Source organism: Candidatus Effluviviaceae Genus V sp., from assembly GCA_014728125.1.
Taxonomy (GTDB): domain Bacteria; phylum Joyebacterota; class Joyebacteria; order Joyebacterales; family Joyebacteraceae; genus WJMD01.
This window is the reverse complement of record WJMD01000002.1, coordinates 1-11,153: the sequence shown is the minus strand read 5'-3', so window position 1 is coordinate 11,153 and position 11,153 is coordinate 1. Positions and strand designations below refer to the sequence as shown.

8 protein-coding genes and 2 tRNA genes are annotated in these 11,153 nt (G+C 67.1%); all 10 read right to left on the bottom strand.

The window, feature by feature from the left end; genetic code table 11:
- Positions 1-50: 50 nt before the first annotated feature.
- The 10 genes from GF405_00115 to murJ all read right to left on the bottom strand — a co-directional run bounded on the left by GF405_00115 (position 51) and on the right by murJ (position 10,724).
- Entirely contained in the window at positions 51-674 is a 624-nt protein-coding gene (locus tag GF405_00115; GenBank protein ID MBD3366558.1) for a hypothetical protein, read from the bottom strand.
- 3 nt (positions 675-677) lie between these two features.
- Positions 678-1,436 carry a sigma-70 family RNA polymerase sigma factor gene (locus GF405_00110; protein ID MBD3366557.1) on the bottom strand — a complete coding sequence of 253 codons (759 nt, stop codon included), beginning with the start codon at positions 1,434-1,436 and terminating at the stop codon, positions 678-680.
- 138 nt (positions 1,437-1,574) lie between these two features.
- Positions 1,575-3,455 (bottom strand): hypothetical protein, encoded by a 1,881-nt coding sequence (locus GF405_00105; protein ID MBD3366556.1) that lies wholly within the window; start codon positions 3,453-3,455, stop codon positions 1,575-1,577.
- A gap of 79 nt (positions 3,456-3,534) precedes the next feature.
- Positions 3,535-4,368: a hypothetical protein gene (locus GF405_00100; GenBank protein ID MBD3366555.1), complete on the bottom strand. Its 834-nt coding sequence runs from the start codon at positions 4,366-4,368 to the stop codon at positions 3,535-3,537.
- Positions 4,369-4,732: 364 nt separating this feature from the next.
- Positions 4,733-4,808: transfer RNA gene (locus GF405_00095), tRNA-Thr, on the bottom strand.
- A 57-nt stretch (positions 4,809-4,865) separates the two neighbouring features.
- Positions 4,866-4,941 (bottom strand) — tRNA-Phe (locus GF405_00090).
- Positions 4,942-5,034: 93 nt separating this feature from the next.
- Positions 5,035-6,015 carry a UDP-glucose 4-epimerase GalE gene (gene galE / locus GF405_00085; GenBank protein MBD3366554.1) on the bottom strand — a complete coding sequence of 327 codons (981 nt, stop codon included), beginning with the start codon at positions 6,013-6,015 and terminating at the stop codon, positions 5,035-5,037.
- Positions 6,012-7,376, bottom strand: a complete 1,365-nt coding sequence (locus GF405_00080; protein ID MBD3366553.1) for a TrpB-like pyridoxal phosphate-dependent enzyme — start codon at positions 7,374-7,376, stop codon at positions 6,012-6,014. Before GF405_00080 ends, galE begins: the two co-directional genes overlap by 4 nt.
- Positions 7,377-7,470: 94 nt before the next feature.
- Positions 7,471-9,126, bottom strand: a complete 1,656-nt coding sequence (locus tag GF405_00075) for a phosphoglycerate dehydrogenase (GenBank protein ID MBD3366552.1) — start codon at positions 9,124-9,126, stop codon at positions 7,471-7,473.
- Positions 9,123-10,724 (bottom strand): murein biosynthesis integral membrane protein MurJ, encoded by a 1,602-nt coding sequence (gene murJ / locus GF405_00070; GenBank protein MBD3366551.1) that lies wholly within the window; start codon positions 10,722-10,724, stop codon positions 9,123-9,125. Before murJ ends, GF405_00075 begins: the two co-directional genes overlap by 4 nt.
- Between the last annotated feature and the right edge of the window lie 429 nt (positions 10,725-11,153).

Here is an 11,153-nt window from a genome sequence, read left to right as displayed (position 1 = left end):
TCTTCTCTGCAAGCGTCAGCCGCATGTGTCGGTCGTGCTCGTTCTGGTCGCTACTCGGTCAGAAACCCATCGCCGAGCAGTCGCTCCTTCCCGCCCTGAGGGCCAGATGTCGTCAAGATCATCTGAGGGTCCTCGCCGAGCGGCCCGAAGCTGTCCGGGGCGAGGGTGTCCGGCGCGAAAGCAGCCGTCTCCCCCACTCCGTCAGGAAGGGCGCCGGTCTGAACGAGCAGTTTGCTCCTCGGCGAGATGACGGGACCGGCCGAGACGGCAACGCGGTCGCGACCGGAGCGCCCCACGTCCTGCTCCGGTGCACCTGTTCCGGGGCTGAAGCCGACCCAGAGGCCGACCACGAAACAGGCCGCCGCCACGGTCGCCGTCGCAAGCCCGGGCACCCAGCGCCGGCGCGGCGTCGCCGCGACGCCGGAGCGCCGCATGCGCTCCCTGAGACGGGCCTGGAACCTGGTCCAGTAGAAGGGCGAGGGCTCACGATAGCCGTCGTCCGCGAGCAGGGCGAACGTGTCCTGAAGCGCCTCGAGCTCCCGTCTGCACTCGCCGCACGTCGCGACGTGGAGACGGACCTCGTCGCGCTCCCGCTCGGGCAGCTCGTTCTCCAGAAACTCGATCAGCAGCTCTCTGACATCGTGACACCGCATGGTTCTCTCGTCGTCCTCCATGTCTCACCTCAGGTCTGCGAGGGCCTTCCTGAGTTTCCTGATCGCGTGGAAGTAGTTGGCCTTGGACGTTCCCTCGGAACAGCCGACGACCTCCGCGATCTCCCTGTGGCTCATCTCCTCGTAGAACTTGAGCGTGAAGACGAGCCTCTGCTTCTCCGGCAGCTCCTTGACGGCCTCGTCGACCCGCTCCGCCAGCTCGTTCGAGAGGGCCCGGCGCGCGGGGTCGGCGTTGGCGCTCCGGTCTGGCCGACCGAAGTCGCCCAGCGGGACCATCTTGCGGAATCGGTCGCGCTTGAGCTTGTTGAGGGCGATGTTGACCGTGATCCGGTAGATCCAGGTGTAGATGCTCGAACGCTCCTGGAACCGGTCGATGTGCCTGAAGACCTTGATGAAGGCCTCCTGGGCGACATCCTCGGCCACGTCATCGTCACGGACCATCCTCCAGGCGACGCGATAAACACGTTCCTGATAGGTCGTTACAAGCTCCTCGAACGCCTTCTCATCGCCGGCCTTCAGGCGGGCGACAAGCTCCGGGTCTCTCCCGGTCGAGGCCTTGTTTCTTCGTTTGTCCGTATGCTCTGACACGCTGACCCGTCCAGGGGTTGAGCGCCTGATCACGCCCCATCCACGGGCGTACGGGCGTCGGCGGGACGGGAGCGGGCCGGGCGGATTACCGCGGCCCGTCGGGGCCCCCGACGCCTCTGCGGCCGGATGAGAGGCCCCGGAGGGCCCTCGCCTGCCGCGGCAAGGAAGCCCGACCAAGCTAAGCTACCCCGCGCGACCTGTCAACTGCCTGCTGACGCACAACAGGGCGCCGGGCGGGAACATAGCCCGCCCGGCGCGTCGTCCGTCCTGCTGTCCCAGGCCCGTTCCCGAGCCTGGTTCATATCGTCGTTCCGCTTAAGGCCTGAAGATGTTCTTGATGCGGCCCCACGAGGTCTCCTGAACCGTCCCGGCGGAACCGGCCACTTCGTCGCACCAGTTCCAGAGATCCTCGAGCACCATCGGACCGGCGCGCTTCGCGACGCAGCCGTTCACATCGTCGAGCGTCAGGTCGCGGTCGGGCAGCGTATCGCACTCGAAGAGCACGCCGTTCGCCATCGTGTCGCTCTCGGCGGTCCGGAGCGCGTACTTGTAGCCCACGAACCGGAAGCTGCCGGTCGGGAACGTCATCGTCGCCGTGTAGACATCGTCGCCGGCAACGTCGTCGTCACCCGTCCCGTCGTCGACCATGATGGCTGAGGCATCCGGCGGCCAGAACCAGTCAAGCGGAGCGACCGAGCCGTAGACGGCCAGCGTGTCGGTCGCCGGATTGAACACGCCGGACTGGAGTCCCGGCGTCATGTCGACCGTGAACTTCACGCCGACGTCGCAGCCGATGTAGTCGCTCGGCGCCACGTCCTCCCACCAGACGTCCAGCGTGTAGCTCGCGTCCTCGGGGTAGAGCGTGACGAAGTGACCGAAGTCGAAGTCGCCTTCCCAGTCCGTGCAGTCGACGATGTACTTGTACTTGACGTCGACCGTGTCGGCGGCGCCGCCACAAGCGTAGCCGGTCGAGAAGTACTCGGTCACAGTGTAGGTCGAGTCGCCCGCCGCGACATCGTCGCCCGTACCGTCATCCACGAGCTGCGCGCCCTCGCACTGGCCCCAGGTCAGGGGCGGCGTGTCGCCCTGGATGTGAACGGTCGAGAACGGACCGCCGTCGTAGAGGTCCATCTTCACCTGGAAGATGACCTTGTGGAGGTACAAGCAGGCGGTGTTCTGGGACGGGTCGATGGGCTGACCGTCCGTGTCGGTGACGCCCGTCACCGTCACGGTGTAGTCGCTCCCCTCGACGAGGCCGGAGTCGAGTTCGAGATGAACGAGGCTGTTGTCATCGTCGTCGCGGGTCGCCGTGACGACCGTGTAGCCGCCCGAGACCGCGTAGTTCGACGGCGTCTCGGCGCTCGTCTCCTCGACGTTCTTCGAGAACTTGACCTTGACCTTCGTCGGGTCGGTCCCGACACCGTCGATGTTCGCGCTGATCACGACGGCCGGCGCCGAGGTGAAGACCTCGGTCGTGTTGTCGGCCATGTGATAGTAGAACGTGACGGGGTTCGTGCCGTCCGAGCTGAACTGGTAGTTGTTGGACGGCGGGTACGTGTCCTGCGACCAGTTGTTGTTCAGGACGATCTTGAAGTTGTAGTTCCCGGCCGGGATGACCGCGCTGAACTCCCACACGTCGTCGCCGTCACCGTCCGTCATGACGGTCGTCGAAGGATCGGTCTGGTCCCAGTCGCTCCCACCGAGCTCGCTCATGAAGTCGCCGCAGACGATCGGCGGATGGAGGCTGTCGAAGATGTACTCGTCGCCCTCCTTCGTGCCGACGGTCGCGCCGAGGTTCGCGTAGAACGTGACGTTCTGGGCCGACGGCGGGTCGAACGTCTGGTTGGCGCCGGGGAAATCCTGGCCCCACGCGTCGCCGTCGACGCCCTTGTACAGGTGAACCGAGTCACCCGCCGAGATCGTGACCTCGTACACGCCGTTCGCGTTCAGCGTGAACTCAGGACCCAACGACGGGTCCCACCCCTGGAAGTTCCCAACGACGCTCGGGCCGGCCAAAGCCGGCACGGCGACGAGGACCGCCAGGAGCGCTGCAACAGTGAATCTCATTGAGCTCCTCCCTCCGGAGAATCCTGCGTCAGCCGAGCAAGACCGCTCTGGCGCCACACGGCGCCCCTCTGGTTCCATCCCGGGTGCAGGGGTGCTGTCCCGAGACCCTGCACCGGTCCATCTCGCCATACAAAGGGCCCCGACGCGTTGCGCGCCGGGGCCCGATGATGCGCTTCAGAAAGCGTGGTGCTCTTCAGTCAGGCTCCGGCTACTTGTAGAGAGCCTTGATGACGCCCCAGCTCGCCTCCTCGACGGGCGACGTGCAGTCGGGGCAGTCCGGCGTGTTGTACTCCCAACCGTCGACATCGAGCTCCATCGTCGGGCTCGAGTCGTCGATCGTGATGCTGCGGTTGCCTGTCGACTCCCACGTAGCGCAGTCGTCCTTCTGGTACTTGTACTCGCGGTACGGGTTCGAGCCCGCGAGGAAGGTGATGGCGACCTGATACAGCTTCGGGCTGACGGCGGGACAAGGCTGGTCCATGACGACGCCCGCGCTCCAGTTGCCCAGCTCATCGCCGGCACCGACGACGCAGACGTTGCCGCTCGTCTCGAAGCCCTCAGGCAGGCACATCGTGAAGGTCACGGTGACGTCCTGCGCCAGAACCTCGGTGATCGGCAGGAAGAAGTTCGGGTCGTTGTTGTTCTGGTCCTGCGGGTACCACTCGTCGCCGTCGGTCGTATCGACGACCCTGACGTAGAACTCGACCTCGCTGCAGCCGTGCGTGTTCGGGATCGTGCCGGTGAACTCGTCGTTGTTGCCGACGTCCGTATTGTAGACCATCGGAACCTCGTCGAACGGGTCCGCGGTGCCCGAACAACGGTAGTACAGGTACGCCTCGATGTCGGGACAGGCTGCGCCCGGATCGGCGTCCGTGCATCCGTCCTTCCACACCTGGACGTACACATCGATGTTGTCGGCAGACGTGTAGGGCGTGCCGTTGACCGGCCAGACATTGCCTGCCCAGCCGATCGCACCCATGGCCGACGTCGTCATGGCGACGAGAACGACGGCCGCCGTCAGGATCGTTGCCATCCGCTTCATCCAACTCCCCCTTTCCTGGGCGTCTTCTCAGACGCCCGCTCCACAGTCTCGCGGCTCAGATGCCTCAGGTCCAGACCGTCGGTACCTGTCCGCGGTGTGCACCCTTCCCTGGACCGCGCCGCCGACGGCGACGGTCCCATCGGATGTGCACATCGGTCTTCCACGTCTTCTGGAAGCTACCATTCGTCAGGCTCTATGTTAGCACAGGAACTCAAGCATGTCAATGGAGTATGAGGGCCCTGACCGACGCCTCTGAGTCACTCCAACCTCTTCCCACGTGGTTAGATGCGCGCGCCGCGGCCCGGTTGCATCCCCGGCAAGAAGAACGGCGGCCGGTGAGGAACCGACCGCCGTTCAGGTGTTCTGGAGCTGGTGAGCGGATTCGAACCGCTGACCTACGCATTACGAGTGCGTTGCTCTACCAGCTGAGCTACACCAGCTCGAATGGTGTTCGCGCTCACGGCGCCCGTCCCGTTCTGCGCGCCGCCGGATGGTCGTGGTGCCGCCCCGCAGAATCGAACTGCGGACACACGGATTTTCAATCCGTTGCTCTACCAACTGAGCTAGGGCGGCACGGTGTCAGACTGCAGATTCTAGCAACGGCCCCCCGGACTGTCAAGCGCGACTGCGCGCCGCGAAATGCGGCCTCCGCCGGGCACCGCGGCGTCAGGCCGCGTACCCCTCGGGATGCGTCTCGGCCCACCGCCACGCCGCCTCGACCATGTCCGCGAGCTCCGGGTGCCCCGGCTTCCAGCCGAGTTCCTTCTCCGCCTTCGACGAGCCGGCGACCAGCCTCGCCGGATCCCCGGGACGACGCGCGCCGACGGCGCGCCGGACCCTGCGTCCCGTCACCTCTTCGGTCGTGTCGAGGACGTTGAGCACGCTCCAGCCCTCGCCGTTGCCGAGGTTGTAGATGCCGGAGCGACCTGCATCGAGCGCCGCGAGCGCCGCGATGTGCGCGTCCGAGAGGTCGCGAACGTCGATGTAGTCCCGGATGCAGGTTCCATCCGGCGTATCGTAGTCATCGCCGAAGATCGTGATCTCGGGACGCCTGCCGAGCGCGACATCGAGAGCGATAGGGATCAGGTGCGTCTCCGGCTCGTGATCCTCGCCGAAGCGCTCGGAGGCGCCGGCCGCGTTGAAGTAGCGGAGCGAGATGGACCTGAGGTCCCACCGCTCCTCGTAGATCCCGAGGACGTTCTCAAACGCGAGCTTCGTCTCACCGTAGACGTTGACGGGCCGGGTCCGGTGCACCTCGCTGATCGGGATCGACTCGGGCTCCCCGTAGACACCCGCCGATGAGGAGAAGACCAGCTTCGAGACCCCGCAGCCGACGAGCGCGTCGAGGAGCCTCGCGCCCCTGACGACGTTCGCGTCGTAGTACTCGCCCGGCCGTTCCATCGACTCACCGACGATGCTCCTCGCGGCGAAATGGATGACCGAGTCAACGTTGTGTTCCTTCACCAGCCCGGTGACGAGCTCGCCGTCGCCGATGTCGCCCACGACGAGCGGAACGCCATCGAGCACGGCGTTCCGGTGTCCCTTGGAGAGATCATCCAGAACGACGACCCGTCTCCCCTCCCGGACGAGGCGCTCGACGGTCACACTGCCTATGTAGCCGGCTCCCCCGGTGACGAGGACGCTCATTCACTCTCCCCGCAGATGCCGTCGCGCTCGAGGCACTCGGCGACGGCCACATCGTCCATCGCGTAGTCCTCGAGCCTGTTCTCCAGGTAGGCCTCGTACGAGAGCATGTCGAAGTGGCCGTGGCCCGAGAAGCCGACCAGAATGGTCTTCTCCTCACCGGCCTCACGACATCGGACCGCCTCGTCGACGGCGGCCTTGACGGCGTGCGACGTCTCCGGCGCCGGCACGATACCCTCGGCACCCGCGAACATGACGGCCGCGTCGAAGACCTCGTTCTGCGTGTAGGCGACGGGCTCGACCATGCCCTCCTTCACGAGCAGACTCAGGATCGGCGAGTCGCCGTGGTAGCGGAGACCGCCGGCGTGGATCTTCGGCGGAACGAACGAGTGCCCCAGCGTGTACATCATCATCAGCGGCGTCATCTTCGCGGTGTCGCCGTAGTCGTAGGCGAACAGACCCTTCGTCAGGGTCGGGCACGCGCACGGCTCGGCGGCGACGAGCCGCACCTCCTCACCGGCCGACTTGCGCGGCACGAACGGCGAGATGAGGCCGCCGAAGTTGCTTCCTCCGCCGACGCAGCCGATGACGATGTCGGCCTTGTCCTCGACCATCTCGAGCTGCCTGATGGCCTCGAGACCGATGAGCGACTGGTGGATGACCACGTGGTTCAGGACACTGCCGAGCGCGTACTTCGTATCGTCGTGCGTCGCGGCGTCCCACACGGCCTCGCTGATGGCGATGCCGAGCGAGCCGGGACAGTCGGGATCATTCTCGAGGATCTTCTTCCCGACGTCGGTCTTCTCGCTGGGACTCGGGGTCACGTCGGCGCCCCAGATCTGCATCATCGTCCTGCGATACGGCTTCTGCTCGTAGCTCACCTTGACCATGTAGACCGAGCACTCGAGCCCGAAGGCCCTGCAGGCGAACGACAGGGCGCTTCCCCACTGCCCGGCGCCCGTCTCGGTCGCGAGACGCTTCACGCCGGCCTGCTTGTTGTACCAGGCCTGCGCGACCGAGGTGTTCGGCTTGTGGCTGCCGGGAGGGCTCACGCCCTCGTTCTTGTAGTAGATGCGTGCGGGCGTATCGAGAACCCTCTCGAGACGCCTGGCTCTGATGAGCGGCGTCGGCCGCCAGATCGAGTAGACGTCGAGTATGTCCTCAGGGATGGGGATCTCCCGCTCGGGCGACATCTCCTGCAGTATGAGCGCCTCGGGGAAGAGCGGCGCGAGGTCGTCCGGGCCGACCGGCTGCCTCGTCCCGGGATGGAGCGGCGGCTCGAGAGGCTTCGGGAGGTCGGGCAGCACGTTGTACCAGGACCTCGGCATCTCCTTCTCGGGGAGCAGTATCTTCGTCGTTTCCACGTCTGGACCTCCTTCGCAGGGACGCCCCGGTCACCGGCCTGATGGCGTTCCGGCCGCGGGGCACCGCGTTGCGTCCGATGTCTCTCGGCCGGGCTCATCGCCCCGGTCGCCGTTCTCCGCTGCTTCCTCCGCCGGCGGGACGAACCAGCCGCACCTCGGACACCCCGGGCAGACCCGAGAGCGTCGATCGGATCGCGTCCGGCTCGGGCTCCGCCAGGGAGATCACCATGATCGCCCGTCCGTCGATGACCTCGCGTCCGACCTCCATGCGCGATATCGCGACGCCGGCCTGACCGAGGATCGTGCCGACGCGTCCGACGATGCCGGACTCGGCGACGGCGCGCCCCCCGAACCAGCAGACCAGCACGTCACCGGCTGCCGGCAGGTCGACCTCGAAACCGTCGATGCCGGTGATCCTCGCCTCCCGGCCGTGCAGCGTCCCCGTCAGCGAGTGTTCCCCGCCGTCGTGACCGACGACCGTGAGGAGGCTGGCGTAGCTTCCCGACTCGGTGCTTCTGGACTCGGTCACCGAGATGCCGCGGTTCTCCGCGAGGTAGCGTCCGTTGACCAGGTTGACGGCGTCTCCCTCGACCGGCTCCAGAAGCCCGCGCAGAAGCGAGAGCGTCGGCAGGTCCGTCCGGTAGCGCCCGACCTCTCCTCCGTAGCGCACCTCGACCCCGCCGGTCGGCATCCCGAAGAGCTGCGTGTACATCCTCCCCATCGACTCCGCGAGCGGCATGAAGGGCTCGACGAAGGACACGGTCTCGCTGTCGGTCAGCGGCATGTTGAGCGCGTGGCGAGGCAGGCGTCCCTCGAGCGCGGCGGCGACCTGTTCGGCGACCGTCACGCCGACGCGGACCTGGGCCTCCTCGGTCGTCCCACCGAGGTGCGGCGTCACGACAACATCCTCGAAGGCGAAAAGCGGGTGCGTCGAGACGGGCTCGTCGTCGAAGACGTCCACGCCGGCCCCGGCGACCTTGCCCGACTCGATGGCGTCGGCGAGGGCGTCCTCGTTGACGATGCCGCCCCGGGCGCAGTTGATGACCCTGACGCCGTCCCGCGCCAGTGCCAGCTCGCGCGAGCCGACCATGCCGTACGTCTCATCCGTTCTGGGCGTATGCACGGAAACGTAGTCCGCTTCCTTCATGAGCGCGTCCAGCGAGGGCATCCGTTCCGTCCCGAAGCGGGCGAAGCGTTCCTCCGAGATGTACGGATCGTAGGCCACGACGCGCATTCCGAACGCCTCGGCCCGCACCGCGACCAGCGAGCCGACGCGTCCGAGTCCCACGATACCGAGCGTCTTCCCGAAGAGCTCGACGCCCTCGCTTCGCGCGTCGCTCCAGCTGCCCGCCTTGAGCACGCGGTCGGCGACGGCGATGCGCCGGGACAGCCCGAGCATGAGGGCGACCGTATGCTCGGCCGCCGAGAGGATGTTGCCCTCCGGAGCGTTCACGACGACGATGCCGCGGGCGGTCGCGGCGGGGATGTCGATGTTGTCGACGCCGACGCCTGCGCGCCCTACGACGCGCAGTCTCCGTCCGCGCTCGATGAGCTCGCCGTCGACGAGCGTGTGACTGCGAACGACCAGCGCGTCGAAGCCGCCGATCGTCTCGAGCAGCCCGTCTCTCTCGATGCCCGTCCCGTCCTCGACCTCGCCGATCGAACGGAGGGCCTGAACGCCCGGTTCGCAGATCGGCTCGGTCACCAGGATACGCGGTCTCACGTGGTCCGCCGTTTCCGGAGTTCTCACCTGCGAAGGCGGCCGAGGAGCTCCGTGATCTCCTCGACGCGAAGCAGCCTGAGTACCACAAGATACACGCCGCCCCCCGCCGCGCCAGCGATGACGAGGCGGAGTGCGCGCTCAAGCTGAACGGAACGAGCAAACGCCATGCCAGCAAAGGCGTCCAGGGCCCACAGAACGGCGACGAGCGCCAGCACGCCGACGGCGATCTTCACCAGGGGCCTCAGGAGGCTCGACACGGCGATCCGCGCGCCGGTTGCAGCGAGACGCCGGTTCATGAGAGTGTAGAGCACGCTGGCGTGCGCGGTCATGGCGAGCGATGTCGCCAGCGCGAGGCCGGCGTGGCGAAGCGGCGTCCGCACGAGCAGCAGGTTCAGCACGACATTGAGGCCGAACGCCCCCGCCGCGACCTTCACCGGCGTCGCCGTGTCCAGCCGGGCCGCGAAGGCCCTGACGAGCAGGAACTCCGCCCCCATGCTGACCAGCCCGACGGCGTAGAGGGCGAAGGCGGACGACGTCATCGCGAGGTCGGTCGCGTCGAATGCGCCCCGCTGGTAGATGAGCCCGACGATCGTCTCGGCATGCCACACGGCGAGGACGATCACCGGGGTCAGATACGCCAGGTTCATCCTCAGTCCGGCGACGAGCGTGTCCCGGAAGGACTCCTCGTCCTTGAGCGCGAACTGCTCGGACAGGAGCGGTGCGACGGAGCGCCCGGCCGACAGCGCGAGGATCGCGTACGGCAGATGGACGATGCGGAACGAGTAGTAGAGCGACGAGATGCTGCCGGGAACCAGGAACGACGCGATCAACCGGTCGACCAGCGTGCCGAGTCGCTGGATGACCGCGGAGGCCAGCACCGGACCTGCCAGCCGGCGGACGTGCCGCATGTTCTCGTCCCTGAGCCCGGCGCCCGGACGGAAGAGCCGCTCGCCGTCGCGTCGCGCCAGCCGGCGCGCGAACGGGGTCTGCACGAGGAACTGGAGCGAGCCGCCGATGAGGACGCCGACGCCGAGGCTGTAGAACGAGAGCTCGCCCGACAGGAGCGCCACAGAACCGATGATGCCGACGTTCAGCATGACCGGGGCCAGGCTGTAGGGCCGATAGCGCCGGTGCGCCAGCAGGATGGCGCCCATGAGCGCGGCCAGACCGATGACGAGCCCGAAGGGGAACATGAGCCGCGTCATCCGGACGGTCTCTTCGAAGACCTCGCCCTCGAAACCCGTCGCCACCAGGCGCACCAGAAGCGGCGAGGCCGCGATGCCGAGAACGACCAGAGCGATGAGCACGATGGTGAGCGCGTTCAGCGTATGAGCGGCGAGCCGCCACGCGGCATGGCGCTCGCCCTTCGAGGCGAGCCCGCGGAAGAGCGGCATGAAGGCGGACTCGACCGCCGTCTCCCCGAGTACGCGGCAGACGAGGTTCGGGATCGTGAACGCCGCGACGAAGATGTCCATCGACGTACCGGCCCCGAAGACGGCGGCCGTCACGACCTCGCGCGCGAAGCCCGACACCCTCGAGACGAGGGTCCCGAGCCCGATGTCTGCGAAGCCGCGGACGATGCCGCGCTTGCGCCCTGCTCCGGTCGGTTCCACGTTCCTCCTCACGTGCGCCCGTCGGCTGCGCCGGGCGCGAGGCTAGCAGGTGCCGCGACCGGGTGTCAATCGGCCCGCGTCACGCGTCGGGGCCCCCGGTCGGTCACAGGCTGCTGGACGCGCGGGGCGTCGTCCGACTTCGCGGGGAACGCAGAGGGTCCGTGCGGTGAACGCAGACGGTCCGTTCCTCAGGCCCGGCCCGCGAGGTCGTGAGTGTGGCACACGTCATGCACGCTATTCTGCACAGACTAGGCAACCGAGGCCGCGGCGTCGGGGCGATTCACCCTAACGCCCAGTCACACGATATCTTACGCTGACCAGGGAGCACCGATGAGGCGCACGGTTGTTGCGGCATGGAGCGCATGTGCGTTGCTCTTCGCCGTCTGCACGCCGGTCGCGGCGGACGACTCGGCCGAGCTCGACGAGTTCTACGGCGGGACG